The 20,863-nt window shown below is 46.2% G+C and carries 12 protein-coding genes; 6 read left to right on the forward strand and 6 right to left on the reverse strand.

The genetic code is table 11. The features are described 5' to 3' along the window. The first annotated feature begins 101 nt into the window (after positions 1–101). Both VPNCDNU1_RS09565 and VPNCDNU1_RS09570 read left to right on the forward strand, forming a co-directional pair. On the forward strand, positions 102–440 hold the full coding sequence (locus VPNCDNU1_RS09565) for a hypothetical protein (RefSeq protein WP_104400127.1): 339 nt from the start codon (positions 102–104) through the stop codon (positions 438–440). 10 nt (positions 441–450) lie between these two features. Further along, a complete protein-coding gene (locus VPNCDNU1_RS09570; protein WP_104400128.1) occupies positions 451–762 on the forward strand; it encodes a hypothetical protein in 312 nt (103 codons plus the stop codon). 1 nt (position 763) lies between these two features. Here VPNCDNU1_RS09570 and VPNCDNU1_RS28805 read toward each other — a convergent pair whose 3' ends face one another. After that, positions 764–934: a hypothetical protein gene (locus tag VPNCDNU1_RS28805; protein ID WP_167404758.1), complete on the reverse strand. Its 171-nt coding sequence runs from the start codon at positions 932–934 to the stop codon at positions 764–766. Here VPNCDNU1_RS28805 and VPNCDNU1_RS09580 point away from each other — a divergent pair. The 4 genes from VPNCDNU1_RS09580 (at position 909) to VPNCDNU1_RS09595 (ending at position 7,895) form a co-directional block, all read left to right on the forward strand. Further along, positions 909–2,477 carry a hypothetical protein gene (locus VPNCDNU1_RS09580; protein ID WP_145959452.1) on the forward strand — a complete coding sequence of 523 codons (1,569 nt, stop codon included), beginning with the start codon at positions 909–911 and terminating at the stop codon, positions 2,475–2,477. The genes VPNCDNU1_RS28805 and VPNCDNU1_RS09580 overlap by 26 nt on opposite strands. A gap of 73 nt (positions 2,478–2,550) precedes the next feature. Continuing rightward, entirely contained in the window at positions 2,551–3,684 is a 1,134-nt protein-coding gene (locus VPNCDNU1_RS09585) for a hypothetical protein (protein WP_104400131.1), read from the forward strand. Between the two features lie 8 nt (positions 3,685–3,692). Continuing rightward, positions 3,693–6,077, forward strand: coding sequence for a hypothetical protein (locus VPNCDNU1_RS09590; protein WP_145959453.1), 2,385 nt, complete (start codon positions 3,693–3,695; stop codon positions 6,075–6,077). Between the two features lie 21 nt (positions 6,078–6,098). Then, positions 6,099–7,895, forward strand: a complete 1,797-nt coding sequence (locus tag VPNCDNU1_RS09595) for a HEAT repeat domain-containing protein (protein ID WP_104400133.1) — start codon at positions 6,099–6,101, stop codon at positions 7,893–7,895. Between the two features lie 86 nt (positions 7,896–7,981). Here the strand turns inward: VPNCDNU1_RS09595 and VPNCDNU1_RS09600 are convergent, their stop codons facing one another. From VPNCDNU1_RS09600 to VPNCDNU1_RS09620, 5 genes are all read right to left on the reverse strand, one after another. Next, entirely contained in the window at positions 7,982–11,503 is a 3,522-nt protein-coding gene (locus tag VPNCDNU1_RS09600; RefSeq protein ID WP_167404759.1) for a non-ribosomal peptide synthetase, read from the reverse strand. Positions 11,504–11,516: 13 nt separating this feature from the next. Further along, positions 11,517–11,846, reverse strand: a complete 330-nt coding sequence (locus VPNCDNU1_RS09605; RefSeq protein WP_104400135.1) for an isochorismate lyase — start codon at positions 11,844–11,846, stop codon at positions 11,517–11,519. A 2-nt stretch (positions 11,847–11,848) separates the two neighbouring features. Then, entirely contained in the window at positions 11,849–13,474 is a 1,626-nt protein-coding gene (locus VPNCDNU1_RS09610) for a (2,3-dihydroxybenzoyl)adenylate synthase (protein ID WP_104400136.1), read from the reverse strand. 99 nt (positions 13,475–13,573) lie between these two features. Then, entirely contained in the window at positions 13,574–16,864 is a 3,291-nt protein-coding gene (locus VPNCDNU1_RS09615; RefSeq protein ID WP_104400137.1) for a non-ribosomal peptide synthetase, read from the reverse strand. Then, the gene (locus tag VPNCDNU1_RS09620; protein ID WP_104400138.1) at positions 16,861–20,856 is read right to left on the reverse strand and encodes a non-ribosomal peptide synthetase; all 3,996 of its coding nucleotides are present in this window, start codon (positions 20,854–20,856) and stop codon (positions 16,861–16,863) included. The genes VPNCDNU1_RS09615 and VPNCDNU1_RS09620 overlap by 4 nt, the downstream gene beginning before the upstream one ends. Positions 20,857–20,863 lie beyond the last annotated feature (7 nt).

Genomic DNA, 20,863 nt, shown 5'->3' on the forward strand with positions numbered 1-20,863 from the left:
GAGACTTGTCTCATTAATTTTCAGTGGATAGCTCCTGATTGAACCGAAAGAAGGCACCTGCCATTCATCGGAGTTTGTTAACAGCGTACATAGGTTTAGAAATGAAACATAAGTTATTACTAGCACTGACATTATCTGTATTTGGAAATGCTTCATATGCGCAAAGTCTTCCTCCGGTACTCATTCAAAGCTTAGGATGCGATCAAGCAACAGATAGCTGTTCCTTAACGATTGCCAATGAGCAATTTGGTTCTTCAGAGTGTGCATCCAACAAAATTGCCTGGGATTCAAGCAGTGACCAAGGAAAGCTGGCATTAGCACTGCTTTCATCTGCAATGATGACGGAGCATCAGGTTGAACTGACCGTTACCGAAGGCTGCTATAACTCTTTGCCTGAACTTGCTTCGTTTAACGTGCTGTCGCGTTCAGCTAAGAAATAGGAGCCCCACAATGACATTCAAAACTTTGTTTGGATTAGCCTTTGTTTCACTAGGAGCAAGCGCAGGTGGCACACATGTCAGTGAAATCCACAATATTCAATGTTCGATGGACAGCGATTTTTGTCAGGTCGTCCTACCAAGTACGATTAATGCCGAAAGCGACTGCACTGGGAATCAAGTCTTAGTTGATGTATCTCAGCAGCAAACACTGTCTGTACTTGCGTCGGCAATGTTTACTAAAACCAAAGTGAAATTCCATGTCTCTGAGAAGTGCGAACAAGGAAGTCCTGTCGTTCAGAGTTATCAAATGCTTAAGGGGTAAGCTAGGAAATGAAACTATCTAACATATACCTTGCCGTCGGTGCGGTACTTTCAGCAGTGTCTTTCACTAGCGCTGCCAATACCTGTTCGCTCACGTCTAATGAATATCCTGCCCACGCCCAGTGGTCTTGTAGTTTGGAAGATTGGGTGAGTGGGCGTATTACACCAACCATAAATAAAACTTTATCCTCTGCTAAGTCTTCAGTGGAGTTATTTCCAGAAAACTTAGAGTTGTTGGGAAGCATAAGTGTAAGGCAAAGTTTTCCAACCTTCTTGGTTGAGAAAAAAACTCAGAACTGTGCGGAAATTTACCAATCGTTTAATCGCCAAGAAGGGAAAACAGCAAATGTAACTCATTGCGGAAGTGGCGCTTATCAGTTTGAACAGTCTTCGCATTACAGTGGAAGCCCTCATTGTCGAGTAGCTGGAAATATAGAGACCTGTATAAGCAAAGAGCTGAGCGTAGAGGCAAAAAGTGTCGATCTAAGGTTTAAAGTTCCTCAAGCCAATTTTGGAGGGGAGCTAAGAGAAATAGAAAGAAAGAACCGTATTTCAAAAAACCTTGGTTTAGTACCGATCCGAGTTGGAGACATTACAACGTTTATACCAGCTGAAGTCACAAACTTATCCCCTCTTCCTACGCGAGTGACATCTCGATGGGGGGCGAGTGGAGAGGAATTTACCTCAGAGGTTATTCCATCAGCTTACTATGAGTTGAGTTGCCCAAATAATTCAAGAGTAGCGTCCCTGAAAATACCTTTGGTGTACAAAAATGATAGGTTATCAGAGATTGGTGTTCACTCAGACTCTGGATTAAGTGGTTTCAGTTCTCAAGCGATTAGTAATTTTGCTACCGCATGTGGTACTAACCCTGCAATGTTTACGGTTGTAAACAGTCAAGACATCAGCGAAGCGAACTGGAGGGTGCACCTAGGAATTACAGACAACGCAGGGTACATACCTGAATTAGAAAGATTGGCCAGTATATTGGTGACAGAAGCAGAATCACTAATAGTTGAGCGGCAATCTCTTGAGACGATATTTCGTGGAAATATGAGTATAAGAGATGAAATAAAGTATGAAATAGCGACTCGTTGGGAGGAATTGTCTTGGATTGAGACTAGGCACTTTTTCAACCCTAAATTCTTGCCAATTGAACTACGCGCCACTAATCAATCTGGGGAGTATATCAAGTTTCCTGTAGATTCGTCAGGTAATCGCGTCCCAGAAGGAAGTGAAGAGGTTTCTGCGTATCACTTTGTGGTTAGAAATGGGCTTGAATATGAATATATTCAGGATAGGACAAACCTCACACGGGAAGAGAACTATCTATTTTTACCTAACTTTGAGGCGTTTGAACAATTTATAAGTCAAATGGAACAATTGGGTGAAGAACCATCACTTGACCTTCTATTTAACCCTAAGGTTCACACCATAAAAGCACCAGATGATGCAGTTCAATATCCTGATGTGTATCCAGCTAATTGGGGGAATTTGATAAGGCTTTCTGAAATTAATCAGGATATTAATAACAATCCAGGCACAGTAACCGATGAAATAATTAGAGCTAATATACAAAGTTTGCTCAATAGGAATACGGATAAAGTTTTGGGTCTGTCTAGCGTTATTACGCATACTTTGTCTGTCGCAAAAAAGGCATCAGATGTAGAAAGCGAGAAGATTCGTGAGCTTCGGGCGAAGCTCTTAGAGCTTTAAATAAATTGGCCACTTACAGCCAAAACTGTAAGTGGCTTTCTTATATATTATTTTTACTTCTACTGGGTATAACATGAAAGTTAGGCTAGTTGGAGCGGCTTTGCTATTGACGCTATTTCAGGGAAATGTAATTGCGGCAAACATAACTTCTGAACAGTTGGATAGTCAGCAAAAGTCTCTCAATCAAATCAATTATCGAATTGATCAAATTTTACAATCATTAAGTCAATACAAACTCGCAAGAGATGAACACTATTTAGGACAAAATGGTGTGTCAGACCAAGTATCAAAATGGTATGCCGATCATAACGCTTGGATGAATAAGATGAACGACCTAAGGCGTCGTTTAAGCGACCACCAGAGCTTAGCTAAGTCTGATGCTGGAGCGTTTAAAAGCGAAATTTCTCTATTGCTAAATGAGCTTTATAAAGTAATAGATGAGTCTGATGAAATTAGAAGCAAAGCTAATCGAGGGATGGCACTGTTAAATGATATTCCTCAGTACCCAGCAGACTATGTCGCTGAGTTTAAAGCGTCAATTCCGGCACTAAATAATAATGTAACTGTTACCTATGGAGCGTTTGAAGATCTTAGCAACAGCTTCACTGTAGAGAAGATGGCTCGACTTGAACAAACTCTTTTACTTACTAATGATGTATTGCAGTCTATTGTTAATCTCTCAAGGTTACAGTTTCCGGAGTTGGAGCAATCTTTATCTAAGCTGAAGCAACTGTTTTCCGTACAAGCTTTAGTGGCTAAATCAGAGAAAACTGCATCAGAATCAGCTTCTTATATTAGATCTCAAGTCAGGAGAAATTGGTTCCTTGCTGACGCAAAATTTTTGATATTTGAGAAGAAGTACCTTAAAGATCGTGAACGAATTTTGAATAGTCCTTTAGATGCTTCTTTGAAACAGCCAAGCATTAGCTTTATTGATGGTCATTATAACAACGCAAAACGCAGCTTAGCTTCTGGTAAACGTCGAGCATATATTTCGCTGTATAACAATTATCGAGCCACCGTGTCTCGGTATGCACCTCAATGTAAGATATCTACAAATCATCAAAAATATAACTGTGCATTACTAAAAAGTTTGGTTGGATTGAACCGCACCGCTATTCAAAAAATGACGCTTGATCAGCAGCGTTATCTGCATGCGCAGCTTTCTCGTGTACCACAAGCACCTTTCTCGGAGGTGACGCAATGATTCCCTTAATGAAGAAATTATTCGGCGCACTGATTCTATTCTCCCTGTTTAGCTCAGTGAATGTGTACGCCCAAAATGCAGGTGAGTCGCCGGGGCAAGAAATCATTAAGTTGATTCTTGGTGATAGAACACCAAAAGAGTTTATCCCGTTTACCGAAAGCGAAATTAGGGAGTTAGCTGAAAAAGATCCGAACGATGCATTAGAGCTCGATGTTCAAAGTGGTAAAACGTATCTGCTGCTGGATATTGTTTCTCAAGCTGAGCCAGAACGTATCGAAATTAACGAATATATTGGCATGGCGAATGAGCTAGAAGCACAGATTACTCCTTATGGTTATAGCATGAGGGATGATTCTTTTGAGCAACTGCCCGTTGATATCTATGAGCTGTTTAACGATCCAGAAATGATGCAAAAAAGGCTTCTGGATGCGCTAGAAGTTTACGCTCAACGCGAGTTAATGCGTCGTCTCGATGCCATCGACCCTGGCATGTGTCCGCAAATCAATGTCGACAGAATAGTTGAAAAGGTAAATGGACACATTGCTGATAAGGTCGACGACAAAGTCAGTGAGTTCACCGATAAGCCCCTTCGCCTAAAATCCGGTGATTTGGCTAAATTTGATGAATACATTCGTGCCGCAAACAACACCAACAAGATATTGTGTGCGCTAGGCTACAGCATCTATGAAGCCATGGGTTTACCAATGAAAACGGTGAACGGTGTTACGGAAGTCGACATAGATAAACTGATTGCCTCTGTTGGAGGCGGTACTGGGAATGGCACTGCTCAGGCTGTGATTTCATACATTGAAGACAGAATCAATCAAGCGTTGGTGAGCATTGGTTTTGATATGCCTGCCATCGATAGCATTCTAACTTGGTCGCCTTTAGTTAAAGCCATGGAATGGGGCTCTGAGTTTTTAGAGCTGGATGGGTTGAACATAAAACTGACCATGCCATCGCCTGAATTCATCAAACAAACAATTGAAGACTTAGGGCTGGCAGTACCTGCGAATTGGGATATCCCGGATATTCCAACCATCAGCTTCAATGAATCCTTTAAGCCGCCGACAAGAGAAGATCTCGTACTCAAAAAGCGTAAAGATTGGGTTGGGTTCGATCTTGGAAAGCGGAGTGTGGCAGGCACGAAAGCTTCTGCCTATTACGAAATTAGGGGTTCTGAAGAAGTTCAATGGGCGATAGCGGTTGGGCGAGCCGACGTGTATATTTTCAATAAAGAAAACAACGCGATCGGAGCATATGCTCAAGCCGAAGTGGGACCACAAAAACTCGAAGGCAATGTGGACATCCAAGTTCTCGGTATGCAGCTGTATAAAAAACACTGGCTAAAAAATGATGGCATCATCAAAGACAGTATCGAGCTACTTGGCAATGGGGATGGTTACAGTTACTCCTACGATTACACACAACAATTTGCAATAGGTCCTATTCCTGTTTACGTCTCTGTTGGTGTGTATGCCAGTGCGAATGCGAAGTTGAATTGGGGTCTTTACCTCACACAGGTGTATGCAGAGCTACAACCTATGGCGAAAGCCGGCGCGTTTGGTGAAGGTGCTGTTGGCATTAAGAAAGTGTTGTCAGCCGGTGTTCGTGGAACCATTGACGTGCTTAATTTCTCCGTGCCTCTTCGAGGGAAGGCTGGTGTCTTCTTTGCGCAATCTGGCGAGCCGTACCTCAAATTGGGGCTGACATCGGATGCGATAGTCAGAGCCATGAGTGGTGGCATCAGTGCGTATGTGGAATACCCTTGGATTAAGATCTGTAAAAAGAAAATTGGTTTCATTAAAATCCCTTACCCTTGTATTCGATCTAAGCGTAAATCGAAGAACTTATACAGTTACAGCGGCTATTCATGGTCTAAATCCATCATGAACTGGCAATTGGTCTACGGCTATCATGGCGTGCATATGACGGGTTCTTTGATTGACCAAACCGACAGACGTGAAGCGGCGGCTTTGAAAGGGCAAGTGAACCTTTACCAAAGACATGTTGCTCTGAATGACTACAGTGCGAAAACACAAGTTAGGGTTCAAAATACGTTTGCCAAACTGAAAGAAGAACTGGAAAGCGCTTCCGTTGCATTGGTTCCACAAAAACGAACCGCCTTGCAATTGAACGCCAATACCGCGGATAAAAACCTGACGCAATACGAATCTTGGTTAGCGGCAACGATAGATCACAATTTGGCGCAATCGCGCAGTCAAAATGTGATGCTGAGAAACTCTGCCGACTGGCGATTGGATGCGGTGAGTTCACCAGCATATGTTTCAAGCCCGTTAGTCTCAGAGGTTGTGGCTGGAACAGATGCTGAGTATTCAGAAGAAGTAGATAACTCAAATGTGCTGCGAAGCCTACACGGGTTCTTGCACTAAAAACGGCTAGGTTGGTAGAAAATGACTAAAAAGGTAACGCTGTATTTTGTCGTATTTTCGGCATTGGTTGCTTTAATTTTACTGGGGTATGTAAAAGGTACCGAAGAGGAATATCGAGTTCGCTATGAACCAGGTGAAACCTATACTTACCAGTTAGAGTACGTCAGTGAGGCATCTGGGCACGCATCAGGCTATGCCGAAGCTGCCAACCTTATCGCCGCACAAGTGAATGTTCATTATGAATTCAAAGGCAAAATGAACATTCACGTGCTGGAGGAGACGATTTCAGGGTACAAGCTTGAATTCACGTTTGACGCTGAATCGTTCAAAGCCAGCCTGAATGAGGAGACCAATTGGGTTTGGCCAAGTGATATTGTGGTGAAAGGCCATCTGAATCGAGCGGGTCAGTTGTCTGAATTGCAGTTTCAAGAGCAATATTTTTTGGAATATGCACAAGTTCTGAAAGAGTGGATGAGCCAGTTTCAGGTGTCGCTGTCTAATCGCGGTAAAGTACGTTGGCAAACCAAAGAAGAAGACTTTACGTCACCTTACGACGTCTCTTATTCGATTGCCGCGCACTCTATCCCTTCGGTTGATTTAATGCTGACGAAGCAATTCATTCCAACAAACCCTCAAGTTCGTATGGATCAAACAACAGACATCACCATCAATCGGTTGTTTGAGCGTATTGAAACAATAGAAACTCACCGAGATAGAAGCACATTCTCTGCTAATCGTTTAATGGCGAAAGAAAATATGCATCTGACTTTGCATTTTCTCTCAACGTCTAAAACAGGGCTTTCTAAGCCTGAACTTTTAGGTGCGGTGATTGAGGATACGCTGTCTGGGGAATATCAAAAACAGGCGTTGAAACAGCAAATGTATGCGAATACGTTGGCAAACACCGACCCAGATGGCTTTAGTGGTCGGCTGCGTTCAACCCCTTCTATGGGGAACCAAGCTCTTTCGAAACTATTCTTTGAGCTTCGGGCTTGGGTGTCGCTTAACCCTAGCGAGCTAAACCAAATAGAAAGTTGGCTCCGTTTATACAATGCTAATCACCCTTCATTTCAGATGTTGAGTGCATTGTTGGTGAACATTGGCACACCGGAAGCGCAAAACATCTTACTGAGAGTGCTCGATACTTCTTCGATCTCTAAGCAGCAAGCCATCATGCTTAAACTGGCTTTCTTAGCCAATCCAACCAAAGAGAGCGTTGCTGCTGTTTCAGCAATGGCGAACTCGCTATATAAAAGGGAAGATCAAGTTCAGGCAAAATTGGTACTAGGCAGTATGGCTAACCATCTTCTGGACTCAGACCAAGTCAGAGGGGATGAAATTTACCAAAAGCTAAGCCAAGAACTGGATGGAGCAAGTGATGCAAGCCAGATTGCCGAAAGCCTAAGTGTAATAGGTAACATTGGTTCTCCAAAACAAACAGAGAAGGTTAAATCTTATCTAAATCACGAAGAAAAGTCGGTCAGGCATGCTGCCGTAAACGCGCTTCGATTCGTCAATACACCGGAGGCTCAATCGGTATTGCTGGATTCTTTAAAAGCAGAAGATGAGAGAGTACGAGAGCTGGCATCCTCTGGTTTGGGGTATACAACACCTCAGAAAGAATTCATTAGTGTCTACAGGAAAAGGCTATTTGAAGAAACGAACCAGCAAGTGATCAAGCAGCTTATGGACCTCCTCGGTAACATGTCCACTCAGTACCCTAGTGCGATTGCGGTACTTGAAGAATATGTGCCTACCATTGGTATCACTAGCTTAAAGAATTATGGGGAAAGCGTTTTAGAGCAAGTTAAAAGCTGACGTTAACTCTGAATTTAATACTCTTCATAAAAAAACAGAAGCGACTTAGCTTCTGTTTTTTTTACTCATCGTATGCTCTGGGTATATCAATTACTTTTTCTCAGACGCCTCAACTTTTGTTGTCTTTCTCGTCGACTCGACGCATTGTTTTTTGCCGCACGAGCTGGCGTATCAGTATCGTTTCCGAGCAATAAACGGCTTTGCTGGGATACGGTAGGGCACTCAAAAACTTTGATTGTTGAAACTGGATTAGGGCTTACCTCTGACAACATGGTAGACAGTCGAGTTGCGAGTAAAGAATTCCCGCCCACACTGAAAAAGTTGCTTTCAGGATCATCAATATCGTGACCAAGCAATTCGCTCCAGATAGCCATGACTTTCTGTTCCTCTTCACCTGCCGCACGATGGTTTTGCGACCTTTTCCCCAAATCCTTTTGGACATGGATAAGCAATGATTTACGATCGATCTTGCCGTTAGGGTTTAAAGGAAACTCATCCAAAAAGAGGATCACACCAGGTACAAACGAAGGCAGTAAATGGCTGGACAGCCAGCTTTGCAGGTCGGCTTCGGTCAATGATGGTGTTTGTCGTCGGGCAAATCCCACTAATCGGTCGCCTTTGCTTCCATCGCTTACCACAAGCGCACACGCCATATCGACCTCTGAGTGACGTGTCATCAGTGTTTCAACTTCCCCTAACTCCAAGCGCAGTCCATTGAGTTTAACCTGACCATCAGAGCGTCCAAGAAATTCGATCCAGCCTTTTTCCTTATCCCACCGTCCCCAGTCTCCACTTCGATATAAGCGTTCACCAGAGATGGGATGAGTAATGAAAGTCGCATCCGTCTTTTCTTTATCATTACAATAACCACGTCCTACCCCAAGACCGCTGATATACATTTCACCCGGTACCCCATCAGGACGAGGATTCAGAGCGTGGTCTAGGATGTGGATTTGGTGATTTGACAGAGGAACTCCATAAGGAATCGATGTCCAAGCAGGATCAATGTCTTTGACCACGTGCTCGACACACCAAATAGAGGTTTCGGTCGGTCCACCCATAGAGACGAGATTGCATTGAGGCGCGTGTGTTTTGACACTTCGACACAGTTCCAGTGGAATGCGATCCCCAGAAAGGAACACATGGTTTAAGCTCGTTAAGTTATTTAACGTATTCTTTCCTTTCAAAAAGTCGACGTAAAGCTGCAATAACGCGGGCACGGAGTTCCACACGGTCACTTCTTTTTGAACAATCAGTTCATGCCAGTGTTCTGGGTCCGTGGCGCGTTCATTGGTAGGAATCACCACGGCGCCGCCGACACCTAAAATGCCAAACACATCGTACACAGAAAGGTCAAAAGATAGCGACGAAACCATCAAGCAACGATCGAGTGAGCGCAATTGATTTCGTTCACATACATCTGTAACGGTATTTAGCGCCGAACGATGCTCAATCATGACGCCTTTCGGGGTTCCCGTAGAACCGGAAGTGAACAACACATAAGCCAGATCTTCAGAGGTAGCCGAGTTGACTGGCTTGGCGCTGGGTTTTAATTCCAGCGTCGATTTGGTAACGGTGATGGATTCCAGTCCGTGTGTATCAATGTTTGCGTCAGCGACCAGCATTGTTTGGGCAGTGGTCTGCTTGAGAATGTCTGATACGCGCTGCGGTGGCAGTTTGGGATCCACGGGTACGTAAGTCGCGCCTGTTTTTAGTATCGCCAATACAGCGACTATCTGCTGCCAGCCTTTTGGCATATAGACAACGATAAAATCACCCGATTTCGCTCCCATTTCCTGCAGCTGTAAACCCAATGCATCACTGGCTCGATCGAGAGCCTTATAACTGATCGACACATCTTCATTAATCACCGCAATGGCATCTGGTGTTCGGGCTGCGCTTTCAATGAATGGTCCGTGTAGATGCTGGTGCTGAACGGTGGGTTGCCAGTCGGTCGAGTTCTGCTCAACTCGCTGCCAGTTGCTTGCGGTAGACGTAAAGAGTTCGGAAGTCTCCCAAGCATCGCTTTCCGCGAGCGCTGTTAACCAACTCAGTTGAACTTGTGTCATGCTCGCAACTTGATCCTCAGAAAAAGCCTGAGAAACATAATCCCAGTTCAATACTAGGTCGCCGTTTTCTTCTAACGCTTGGTGATCGACAAGTAATTGAGGTGTTTGCACGGCAGCATCGACCACCTTGCCAAATTGGCCAAAAGCATCCAAATAACTTCGTCCAGTACCGAGGGCACTAGTGAACACAAACGGCGATTCAAGTGCTCGTCCTGGGGTATTTTCTCGTGCTGCTAGCTTGGCTAGTACTTCCACACCGCTTAAGGCTCGATGATCTAAATCACGCCAAAGTTGCGACTGCACACCCTTGGCTAATTCACTCATGTTTGATGCCGCTGCGCAGTCGATTTCTAGGAGCATCAGGGAAGTAAAATCACCAATTACGCTTAACATGTCTTCACTTGCATGGTCGCGCGAAAACAGAGTTGTTACCAAACAAAAATGAGGCTGTGTTGCCCATACTGCCAGCAACCTACCATACACGGCCATGAGTAGTGCGGAAGCGGTCAAGCCACGTTTGTTTGCCTGTTCCTGCACCTTTAACCACGTTTCTTTTTGTAATCGAATTTGCTTGCGTTCAAATTGAGGAATACCGAATTCTGCTGGGCTTGCCAGTAACGGAAGTTCGGGACCCACTGGAAAGTTTTTTAACCGCTCTTCCCAGTATGCTTCGGCAGCCTGATATTTTGGACTTTCTCGCAATGCGATTAAGTGCTCGACATGATCGCTGAATTGGGATTGTGTGGTTGGAATGGGTGCCGTTGGATCCTTGTACGCATTCCACCATTGGTCGACCCATATTTCTAGCGACCAAAGGTCGAACACGAGAATGTCGAAACTAATGTGTATCACCCAGCGGTTTTGGGGCATACGGTTGAGCTGGATTTCAAATAGTGGCCAGCGATCAGCGGGCAGCACTTGTTGCCAAAGCTCTGCGCGAATATCTTCCCGCTTTTCATGTGCTGTCGCATCATCTAAGTGAGTATGGTCATGTAAAGGAATCTGGTAGGCATCTACCTGCTCAAGCACTTTTTGTTCACCATCTTCAGTAATGATGGCACGAAGCATCGGGTTCGCTGTAATGACTCTATTTAGCGCATCCTGCAGTGGTTCTGGTGAAATCGACTCAGCCTCAATCTCCAAATAGCCGTGAGCGGCGACACCACCTAATTCAAAGTGAGGGTTTCTACCCAACCAGTAAGCACGCTGCACATGGGTGAGTGGGAAGGTATCGTTGGTCGTCTTTGTTGGTGGAACGACAGTGGGTGCTTGTTCGGTTTCGTGGGCTTTTTCCAATGATGCTTCGATGACTTTTTGCCAACCTTCAATGGAACCGGCTTCTGCCATTGCACTAAAACTGACGTGAATACCATCTTGCTCTAATTGGCTGCATAGGCACATTAGGGTAAGGGAGCTCAACCCTAATTCGATAAGATTTTCTGTCGTACTGAACTCGTCGGGCTGGGCTTCCAACACTTCTGCCGCAAAGCCAATCAAGCGATTCTGGCTCCAACTGTGTAATTCCGTTTGGTTAGTCATTTTATTCCTCATGCTATTTGTGCCAGAAATGGGTTTGTTGTTGGATAAACCACTGAATGATTTGTGCGTATAAGGGCACGATGAAATCTTCGGACAACTCGGCCTCTTTACTCCAGCATTGGCGAGCCTTCAACATCGCCGCTACTCGCTCTGGAGCGGGTATTGCTTCGGCTGTTTCTTTGAATTGCGCGGCACTTAAAACATAACCTTTACGCATACCTAGCAACTGGATGATTTGTTTGTCTATCGTGTCGATAGCTTGGCGAACATCGCCCAAGGAGTTGCAGTCATCAGGAGTCTCGGCGTCAATTCCGATGTCACGTGATGTGAGTTTGATGGTCATGCTCATACCTCTTCGCTTAGCTTTTTACGCAGAACCACTTTGTTTACCTTGCCGACCCCTGTTTCAGGGAATCGTTCGATAAAGCGAAACTCATCAGGCATTTTGAAGGCTGCGACACCTTGCTCCTTGAGGTGGCGTTTTAGCTTTAAGGTGCTCAACGCCTCTACTTTTGGAATCACAAAAGCGCAAATCCGCTCACCCAGTAGTGTGTCTGGCAAGCCGACGACAACGGCATCAAGCACACCGTCATGACCGAGCAGGACATTTTCTAACTCTTCACCAGACAACTTTTCTCCACCTCGGTTAATTTGTTCTTTCTGGCGACCCACAACCGTAATAGCGCCATCCTCGCCTTGTTCAACTAAATCGCCAGAAACGTAAAAACCGTCTGCCGTGAAGGACTCGGCATTTTTGTCCGGCATGCCAAAATAACCTCGCATGGTATAAGGTCCCCGAACTTGTATGAGCCCCTTCTCACCAGGTGCAACGAGGTTTCCTTCGTTATCGACGACTCTTACTTCATCGCCCGGACTCATCGGGTAGCCTTGTGTTTTACAGATATGATCCGCGCTGCCATCCAGTTGAGTGAAGCACACCAAGCCTTCTGCCATGCCAAACACTTGCTGCAAGGTGCATCCAAGCGCAGGCGAAATCCGACGGGCAGCCTCTTCTGCCAATTTAGCGCCACCCACTTGCAATACCTGCAAGCTTTGCAGCTTTTGTGGTTGCGCATTGGCTACCCAGACTTGAGCGAGAGGGGGAACAAGTGAGGTCACAGTAACGTTATGGCGCTGAATCAAATCAAAGCAATGTTCGGGCTCTGGGCTGTTTGTAATGATGATGTGACCACCTTCAAGCAGAGTTGCCATGATGCCCGGACAAGCAAAGGTAAAGTTGTGCGCAATAGGGAGAACGCAAAGGTACACACTGCCTGAGTGGATATTGCTCGCCTTAGCCGCACAGCGCATGTTATGCAGATATTCTTGGTGTCGGCGAGGTATCAGCTTTGGAATACCCGTCGTGCCACCGGAAATTTGAAAGACAGCCACTTGATGGGGCGTTGGCGCTTCAGGTAAATCAGTGGGGGTAACATTGAGCTGATTGAACCCTATTTGATGGCTATCTGGAATCCCGTCAACCACGACATGTGCTAGCTCGGGAAGCTCTGCCTGCAATTCGGCGGCGAGCTTACGAAAGTCAAATCCCCCGAATTGATCAGCAATAATGTAAGCTTTTGCACCAGTAAATCGACAGAATTGCTCAATTTCCAGCTTGCGGTATGCCGTCAGTGCAAGAACCGGTACAACGCCGATTCGAGTAAGCGCGAAAAGGCTTTCCACGAAACGAATACTATTGGGAAGTTGTACGACGACAACATCACCGGGTTGCAAGCCTAGTTGGAGATAACCGTGGGTCAAGCTCTCTACTCGAGCCGACAATTCTGCGTACGATATCGTTACATCGCCTTCAGTGAGCGCTGGCCTGTCACCGTATTTTTTCGCCATCTCTTTGAGAGAAACGTCAAACGTATCGTTTAACCAATATCCTTCAGAGCGATAATGCTCAATTAACTCAGGAGGAAAGTCTGGGCATTTTTGTTCCAGCAATTGACGCTTTTTAGAATACATGATGGTCTACGTCCTCAAATTCAGAGATCTTGATTGGAAAGGCGAGAGTGGATTGGGCTGTCTTTAACACTCCCAGCGGCGGCAAAAATGTGTGTTTATTCATGCAGGCTGACCTAATGAGTGCTGTTCAACTAAGGTTGCGATGTGCGCGTCTAAGGCACTGACCGTCGTATGGGTGAAAAGGTCCGTGACCGGTACATCGAACGGCAGCTCCGCATTTAATTGACCATGAGCCTCGACCAAATCGACAGAAGATAAGCCAAGCTCAAAGAAATTCATTTGGGGATCGAGATTTTTAATGCCCAATTTTCTTTTAAGAATGTTTGCAACCAAGCTATCTTTTCGAGAGCGGCTTTTGGCGGATTTTATCGATTTGGCTGATAGAGCGGGGAGCGCTTTTGTATCCACTTTGCCATTTGCGGAGAGTGGCAGTTTGGTGAGCGTACCGATGCGTTTAGGCAGCATGTAGTTTGGTAATAAACGGGCACAATGTTGCTGGAGTGACGTTTCATTCACGCTGGTCACCGCATAGGCCAATAACGTGCCATCTCGAACAATTGCAATGGCTCGCGAAACGTCAGGGTGACTTTCTAGGGCGTGGATGATTTCACCCAGCTCAATTCGATGCCCTCCAATCTTCACTTGCTGATCGCGGCGTCCAAGGAATTCTAAGGTCACATCTTGCCAGAATCGTCCGTAGTCCCCAGTCTTGTATAGCCGTTCTAATGGATACTCACTGGATGGATTGAGTATGAAGGAAGACGATGTCTTTTCTTCATCTTGCCAATACTCGCGAGCCAACCCTAGACCGCCGATATACAGCGCTCCCGGCACAAGGTTTGGTCTGTCTGCGCCATAGGTATCCAGTACACGATAATATTGCCCAGATAATGGTTGTCCGTAGGGCACCGTTAGCCAGTCTTCTGTTTGCTCAGCCACGTCCTGCCAGTTCGACCAGATGGCGGCTTCAGTGGCACCGCCCAACGCGATTAACTTTGCTTCTGACAGCGCTTTCAGCTCTGCTCCCTGAGTCATTGGAACCCAGTCACCACTAACAAGCGCCAACCTGAGGCTCGGCGGCATTTTGCGGTTAGCATTACGCAACCAAACGATCAGCATTTGCAACAGCGCGGGAACCGAATTCCAAATGCTAACGTCATACTGACTCATCATGTCTGCCCAGTGTTCCGGATTCCGCTCTTGGTCAGGAGCAGGCAGCACCAATGCTGCGCCAAAGTTTAAGGTACCGAAGATGTCGTAAACTGAAAGATCAAAGCTAAGGTTGGATAACGCAAACACTCGATCTGAGGGCTGTAGACCAAAGCGTTGCCGCATATCATGGAGTGTATTCAACACTGCGCCATGCTGCATACAAACGCCTTTGGGTGTGCCTGTCGAGCCTGATGTGAAAATGATATAGGCGGGTTGTTCTGCCTGTAATGGGCAGCGTTGCCTTACCAGATTTTCTAGTGGCTGAGAGGTGTCATCGCTAGGGGGCGACACAACAATTTCTGGGACGGTGTCGAGTTCTAAAGAGGCGCTGCAAAGCACCGCTTTCGGGGCGGATTGTTCGCATATGGCGTGCATACGTGCTCGAGGTTGGTCTGGAGATACAGGCACGTAGACTCCGCCAAGGTAAAGGACGGACAACACGGCGGCGATTTGCTTCGGGCTTTTCTCCATAGCAATGAGTACACGGTCACCTTGTGACACCCCGCTAGCTTTCAATTTCTCGCTGATGGATACCGCCCAGCAAGCCAATTGCTCGTAACTCAACGTACCCTCTGGGCTAAAAATGGCAGGCTGTGTGGCTGTTTTGGGTAAATTCAACCAAAAATCATCAGTGAGTCCACCCGTGGGGAGATCGCCATTTTTAGCGTGGATACGATTTCGCGGCTTTGACTGAGATACTGGCAGTGCTCTGGATAACGGTTGTCGCCAAGATTCTGGTTGATTGGCTAAAGCATCAATCTGTAAACGATAGTGATTGAACGCTTCTTCTGCGGCATCTAAATCAATCGCTGATTCAGCCACATCCCAATTCAGGTTTATCCCACCATGCTCTTCGTATATCTGGTGATCGAGTGTGACTTGTGGTGTCTGGCTGATACCATAAACCTGTTCCCAGCCTAGGGATTTTTGTGGTGCGCCATCTTCTCCGATAAGTAAGCTTGTAAAAACAACAGGCATCAGGGATTTACTGTAGTCCGCTCGTTGTCTTGCCAGCTCACGAACAATCTCCACTCCAGATAAATCACTGTGTTCAAGACGTTCAAGTAGCTGGTTTTGCGTCCTGCCTACCTGTGCTTCGAAACTAAGGTTCATTTTGTCGAAGCTGAGCAATGTCGTGTTGGTAAACTCACCCAATACGCGATTAATGTCTTCGTCTCCGGGCGGTCGGTTAAACAAGGTGACATTAAGTGTCAGATCTTCATTGGCACTCCAACAAGACAAGCTGTTCGCAAATACCGTAGCCAGTGCGCTGGTGGGGGTTAATTTGTGCTCGCGGCAGGTTGCTTGAAATGCTGCCCACTCCTTTTCAGGTAGGTGATAATGGAAGCGTTTGAACTGCCCTGTGTTGCTCCTTCCCTTAAAGGGTGCAGGTAGGTTAGGGGCATCTGGCAGGGTAGTCAGTGCATTTTTCCAATAATGAATTGCGTCACTTTTGTCACTCGCATATTGGCTGACCATCAGATCGCGAAAACGCAGTTGCGGTGCTGGGCTAGGCTCTTGCCCTTCAATACGTTGAAACCATTCTTGGAAGAACAGTTGGCAACTCCACGCATCAAGTACGATTAAGTCAACGCAAGAGTGCAATCGAATGCCTTGCTCAGTGCGGCTAATATGCAGATCGAATAGAGGCCACTGCTCAGGATCTCGAACTTTCTCTGACAAATCTTTGCGTATGCGTTGGAGCTCCGCTTCCTGCTCTTCAGGGCTGCGGCCAATCAGATCGGTCACTGGAATACCATAACTCGGTACTTCTTGGAGCACTTTTTGTTGGCGATCGTGAAGGAGTACAGTTCTTAACATGTCATGAGATGCGATGACTTGGTTCAGTGCCGCTTCCGCGAATTCAATATTTAAGTCTGTGCGTTCAAATTCAATGTAGCTGTTTGCTGCAATTCCGCCATGGCTTAACGCATCGGTCCGACCAATCATATAAGCTTGCTGAATCGGTGTTTGAGGAAACGGTTCGAATCGCTCGGCGTCACTGCCTTTGTTATTGTCGCTGAGTCGCTGCAATAATACGGGTTTCATTTCTATCAACCGAGCGCGAAGGTGCTCATTCAGTGCCCCCGGGGGCGCTCGGAATTTTAGTTGTCCTTCTTCTGCCCAAATCTGTATTGCAGCAGCATCCAAATCATCGAGGAGTTGTTCCAGGCTCATAGCGTTTCCTCAGTTAATTCAATATTGAAAGTGGCATTGTTGACATCACGTTGCGTCAGCATTTCGTCCGTTAAAGTGCCACCTACTAAGCCGTGAACGTAAATTTGCTCTTTTTCCAGACCGCATAATTTATTGATTTGCGAAGGAGATAAATCGCCGATATGACAAGTTCCAATCCCTGCGTTTGCCGCATAGTTGTCGACCAACTGCGCCATTGAACCCGCTTCAATGAGCCCAAACGGTAGGCTTGAACCTTCATAAAGCGGTACGATATCTGGCAGATTGAGGGCAAAAGCCAAAACAAAATGCGCTTCTCCAATCCATTCCTTATTGCCTGCGCTGAGGTTTTCTATCTGAGGCAAGGGGGTATTTCCCCGAGGCAGCAATTTATGTGAATGGGGATCGTATAAATACGTGCCTTTCTCTAGCCCCTCGACTTGGTAAGCAAGAAGGTATGTTTGAATTGGATACATTCCGCCTGCAGAAGCATAAGGGCGGTATTGGTTGTTGTTACACCAGTAAACTCGAAGCGCATCGAGCATTTGGGAAAGTGCGAGTTGAGTGACAGGCGTCGAACTAAATGCACGTGCACTGCGTCTTGAAGCGTTGGGTACGTTGCCAGTATCGGGTAGATTGATGGCATGTTTGTCATCGAGAGCGCGATGACGGGTTTTGAACAAGCGACGCTCAAGAGCATCCAAAATGACTGGGGTTTCCTCCAAGTAATCTTGGACCTGCTCTTCACCCGGCCAAATAGATTTCCCTTTTGTATTACCACTGGAAGAAGGCAGCAGCTCAGCAACCAGTTCAATTAGATCCGGTATGGCAACAGTACGAGCTAGTGTGGTTAATTGTGGGCGCGTGCCTGAAAATTTTTGTATTCGGCTGGCCAATGCAATCAGCTCTAGTGATGTCACACCAAGGGCGACAAGGTTGTCGTCTGGCAGAACCTGCTCGCGCTTGAGAACTTCCGCCACCATATTGCAGACCTGTTCACTTAGGCCATTGTCTGGTTTGAATGAGCGGTGCGTTGGGGCTTTTTCTGTGAGTGCCAGTAGCGCTTTGTTGTCAATTTTTCCGTTGGAGGTAAGTGGGAAACTTTCGACTTGGTGCCATATACTCGGCACCATGTAATGGGGCAGGTGCTCTGCTAACATTTCCTTTAATGACTCTAAACAAAGCGTCTTACTTTCTGGTTTCACAAATGCCGCTAAGCTCTTTCGAGTCCCTTCCCCTTTGGGTAACACGCGGCAATCTTGAATGCCATCTAATCCGTTGATCGCCTGACTTACTTCACCTATTTCCAGACGGAACCCGTTGATTTTCAACTGTCCATCGGCTCGACCATGAAACTGAATCACGGCATCTTTATCATAGGCACCAAGATCACCAGTACAGTAAAGAGGAAGCCCACTGCGAGGGTGGTTGAAAAAGGCGGCGGCGGTTTTTTCTGAGTCTTTGAAATACCCATTCGCTAGCCCTTTTCCTGCAATGTATATCCCGCCTATACATCCTGGCTGCGCGATTTCAAGATCTTGTGTCAGTACGAAAACTTGCTGCCCACCCAGCCCATTTCCGTATGGGATACTTTGCCATTCACTATCGACTTCATTAACTTCAAAATAGATAGACCAAATGGACGCTTCGGTGGCACCACCAAGTGAGTAAAAGCGGGCTTCAGGCCAGAAGTTTTTAGCGCGTTGTGGTGACGTAAGACCTATCCAATCACCACTGAGCATAATGTTTTTCAACTCATGCTGTGGCGGCACTTGGTTGGTTTCCAAGTAATCGAGATAAATCTCAAATAAACCGGGTACGGTATTCCAGACTGTGACTTGATGGCGGTGGCATAATTGCGCCCAATGTGACGGGTCGTGCTTACCTGATATTTCAGGTAATACTATCGCGCCACCACACCCTAACGTACCGAAAATGTCTTGAATGGAGAGATCAAAATGAAGTTCTGACAGGGCAAGGACTCGATCAGTCGATGTGATGTTAAAGCGTTGATTGATATCGAGTACGGTGTTCAGTGCCGCATCGTGCTGAATCATGACCCCTTTTGGCATACCTGTGGAGCCAGACGTATAGAGTATGTAGGCAAGAGAATCAGGCTTCGCCCCAGAACAGTGATGAAGAATATCGCTACTGGCGATTTCATGCTGACTGATATCCCAAGATGGATGTTCTGAAAGTACGGCTGGATCGACGCCGCTATGCAAGATCAGAGTTGGCTCCAAATCCTGCAAAATTTGTATCTGACGAGAATTGGGCTGATTACCGTCGATGGGTATAAACGTTACCCCAAACGTGCTGCATGCTAAGGTCGCTGCAATTTGATTGATTGATTTATTAAAAATCAGAGCGACCTTACTGCCTTCATCGACATCGCGAGCCTTCAACCCTTCGATTAATCCAGCTACTTTCTCCGCAAGATCGTGATGGGTAATGCTCTCATTGCCTTGAATAACGGCGGGGTTGGATGCCGCGGAACTTAGTTTCTCCAGCCATAAGTCACTCAAACGTTGTGCTTGGCTTGCCTTTGGCAAATTGGGCACCAGATCTGCATCACTTGGGTCATTAAATGAAAATGGTTTTTTGAGAACTTCCGGATCATCGATGATGGCATCAATCTGAGTGCAATAATCTTGCATCAGTGCATTGACCACTGAAAGAGACATCACATTGACGGAGATATCCCAATGAATTGCCAATTGCCCGTTTTCTTCAATAAGAAGGTTATCCAATATCACCTGAGGTGTTTGAGCCGTACTTAAAACGGGTCTGCCGGGAAGGTCATCCATTACCGTCATTAGTGAACTGGCGTCTTGTGACAGCGTAGACGTTACTACAACTGGCATCAGAGGAATATCAAGGTGCCCTTGTGCTTGCGCCATCATCGACATGACTTCAACGCCACTCACGGCGTTAAACTCTAGATCACGCCATAATGACTTCTGGATGTCGGTTATTCGGCTCTCTCGAGTTTGGTTATCTGCTGTCATATCCATATCAAACATCATGGTAGTGGTGAAATCGCCCACGACTCGAGGTACATCATTGTGTATCGCTTCACGATTGAAAAGCGTCATATTTAGCGTGAAATGAGAAGATTCACTCCAACGTGCCAAAGATTGACCAAAGCACTCTAGCAACAGGCAGGATATGGTGATCCCACTCTCTTGCGCGATGTTTTTCAGGATGGACCAGCGTTCGTTTGGTATGTATTTAGAGATACGTTCGTATTGCGGTACTCCCGCTTCCTCTACACTGTTAATCAGAGGTAATACAGGGGCCGGCGGTAGGTCTTTGGCGCGTGAACGCCAGTGATTTTTCGACGCTTCAAGCTTTTCTGAAGAAGGTGCCGACATCGCCAGGTATTGAGGAAAAGTAAGCTCAGGAGCAGCAATATGTGTATCCGGATCTTCATAGAGCGCGGCGATGTCTTTAAGTACTAAAAGTATGCTTTGTTGGTCAGTATTGATGAGATCAAAACGAAAATGAATGTGGGTTTCCCCAGACGGCATGTATGTGAACTCTAAGTCGAATAGCGGCCATTTATCCAGTTCTGGCAGATCTCGAGACAGCCTCTGGCGCGTAACTGAAAGGTGTTCCTGCGCAACCTCTTCAGAGGCACTTTTCAGATCGTGCTCGGGTGCGAACAATGCTTCCGTCAGGGGGCGAATCACTTGGCTCTCACTAGAGAGTATTTCAACCCGCATCATGGGATGACGATGAGCAGTGTCTTGCACGGCTTTTACAAATCGCGGTACATCCAATTCGTCGCAAACTCGCTCATAGTAGAACTGACAAGCCGCACCACCGAGGGTGAGTTGTGAGCTACGGCCCATGAAGTAAGCGCGTTGAATATCGGTCAACGGAAAGCTTGTTCCTTCAGGTATGTCTGGAAGCTCAACAAGTTCGTTATCTTCATCCAAAGCCATTAATTCGGCCATTAGATCTGTATCAAAATCATCGTCTAGTGTGTTCATTCGTTTT

Origin of the sequence: Vibrio penaeicida (assembly GCF_002933855.1) — a bacterium.
Classification (GTDB): domain Bacteria; phylum Pseudomonadota; class Gammaproteobacteria; order Enterobacterales; family Vibrionaceae; genus Vibrio; species Vibrio penaeicida_A.

What these genes read in the sequence shown, in the direction of transcription:
- VPNCDNU1_RS09585 (WP_104400131.1), top strand. Translation starts at nt 2,551, where the DNA reads ATGAAAGTTAGGCTAGTTGGAGCGGCTTTGCTATTGACGCTATTTCAG.
- VPNCDNU1_RS09595 (WP_104400133.1), top strand. Translation starts at nt 6,099, where the DNA reads ATGACTAAAAAGGTAACGCTGTATTTTGTCGTATTTTCGGCATTGGTT.
- VPNCDNU1_RS09565 (WP_104400127.1), top strand. Translation starts at nt 102, where the DNA reads ATGAAACATAAGTTATTACTAGCACTGACATTATCTGTATTTGGAAAT.
- VPNCDNU1_RS09620 (WP_104400138.1), bottom strand. Translation starts at nt 20,856, where the DNA reads ATGAACACACTAGACGATGATTTTGATACAGATCTAATGGCCGAATTA.
- VPNCDNU1_RS09615 (WP_104400137.1), bottom strand. Translation starts at nt 16,864, where the DNA reads ATGAGCCTGGAACAACTCCTCGATGATTTGGATGCTGCTGCAATACAG.
- VPNCDNU1_RS09600 (WP_167404759.1), bottom strand. Translation starts at nt 11,503, where the DNA reads ATGACTAACCAAACGGAATTACACAGTTGGAGCCAGAATCGCTTGATT.
- VPNCDNU1_RS09570 (WP_104400128.1), top strand. Translation starts at nt 451, where the DNA reads ATGACATTCAAAACTTTGTTTGGATTAGCCTTTGTTTCACTAGGAGCA.
- VPNCDNU1_RS09605 (WP_104400135.1), bottom strand. Translation starts at nt 11,846, where the DNA reads ATGACCATCAAACTCACATCACGTGACATCGGAATTGACGCCGAGACT.
- VPNCDNU1_RS09610 (WP_104400136.1), bottom strand. Translation starts at nt 13,474, where the DNA reads ATGTATTCTAAAAAGCGTCAATTGCTGGAACAAAAATGCCCAGACTTT.
- VPNCDNU1_RS28805 (WP_167404758.1), bottom strand. Translation starts at nt 934, where the DNA reads ATGGTTGGTGTAATACGCCCACTCACCCAATCTTCCAAACTACAAGAC.
- VPNCDNU1_RS09590 (WP_145959453.1), top strand. Translation starts at nt 3,693, where the DNA reads ATGAAGAAATTATTCGGCGCACTGATTCTATTCTCCCTGTTTAGCTCA.